The sequence below is a fragment of the uncultured Limnohabitans sp. genome, from assembly GCF_937889215.1.
Classification (GTDB): Bacteria; Pseudomonadota; Gammaproteobacteria; order Burkholderiales; family Burkholderiaceae_C; genus Limnohabitans_A.
This window is the reverse complement of the sequence record NZ_CALBEX010000495.1, coordinates 1-1,213: the sequence shown is the minus strand read 5'-3', so window position 1 is coordinate 1,213 and position 1,213 is coordinate 1. Positions and strand designations below refer to the sequence as shown.

At 61.8% G+C, this 1,213-nt stretch carries 1 protein-coding gene; it reads left to right on the top strand.

Annotated features, from left to right (window positions below; all coding sequences use genetic code 11):
* Positions 1–1,211, top strand: a 1,211-nt coding sequence (locus tag Q0341_RS12565) for a carotenoid oxygenase family protein (protein WP_299513881.1), incomplete at its 5' end; no start/stop codon positions are given.
* Positions 1,212–1,213: the final 2 nt, after the last annotated feature.

The following is a 1,213-nucleotide window of genomic DNA, read 5'->3' as shown; positions in this document are numbered from 1 at the left end:
GCATCGATGGCGGTCAGGTCAGCCACCAAGGCCAACCGCTGGACACCCCCAAGGCCGCACAAGAACTCGCTGCAGGTCGCTTTTTGTATGGTGGTTTTGGCAGCACCGTGGCCAATTCACTGCCCGTGACGCAGCCCGATGTCATCAACCCCGCCAACATCAACTTGCTGTCCATGGACCAGGGACGCAAGCTCTATGCCCTGTGGGAAGCGGGTTCAGCACTGGAGGTTTACCCAGACACCCTGAAAAGCGTGGGCTTCAAGGTCTGGTCACCCGAAACCGCAGGCGCACCGTTTTCGGCCCACCCCCGGGTGGCCCCTGACGGCACGGTCTGGAGCTTTGGCTACATGCCCGGCACCGGCAAACTGCTGATCTACCAGATCGCCCCCAACGGCCAACTGCAACGCCAAACAGTACTCACCGTGCCCAATGCCGACATGGTGCACGACTTTGCCATCACCGAGCGGCATCTGGTCTTCTTGTTGCAGCCGCTGAAATATGAACGCCCCGCATCTGTCCTGCCCAACCTGCTGGCAGGCATGCACTGGGACCCACAAGCACCCATGATCGCCTGCGTTGTTGCCATGGCCGACTGGCACACCACACTGATCGAGATGCCCAACAGCGGCCTTTTCCATCTGGGCAACGCCTTTGAGCGCGGCGATCGCATCCACCTGAGCTATGTGCACCACAATGACATCCTGCGCATGCGCAGCTTTGACGTATCGCCTGGATTGCCACTCCAAGAGCCGCTGGACACCACGTGGACCGAGGTCGAATTGCACACCGCCCGCCGCCGCGCCACCGTACGACCCACAGACCTGCGGCTGGTCGAGTTTCCTCGCTTTGATCCGCGCCGCGTAGGCCTGCCCCAGAAACTCACGGTCATGCTTCAATACACCCAGGCTCCGAGGCCCCTGCTGGGCTACAGCACCGTGCTGACCACCGACGGCCAACGTACCCAGCGCCACGACTACGGCACCGACTGGCTGGCCGAAGAACATGTCTATGTGCCCCACCCAAACAAGACCGATGAAAACGCGGGCTGGGTGTTGGGCACCGCCTACCACTGGCCCACCGAAAAAACCACGCTCTCGGTCTTCAATGCAGGCCAGATCAGCGCCGGGCCGGTGGCCCAGGTGCAACTGCCTTATGGATTGCCGCTGGGTCTGCACGGGCAATTTGTCGCCCTTTCAGCTCAGCGCACCTGACC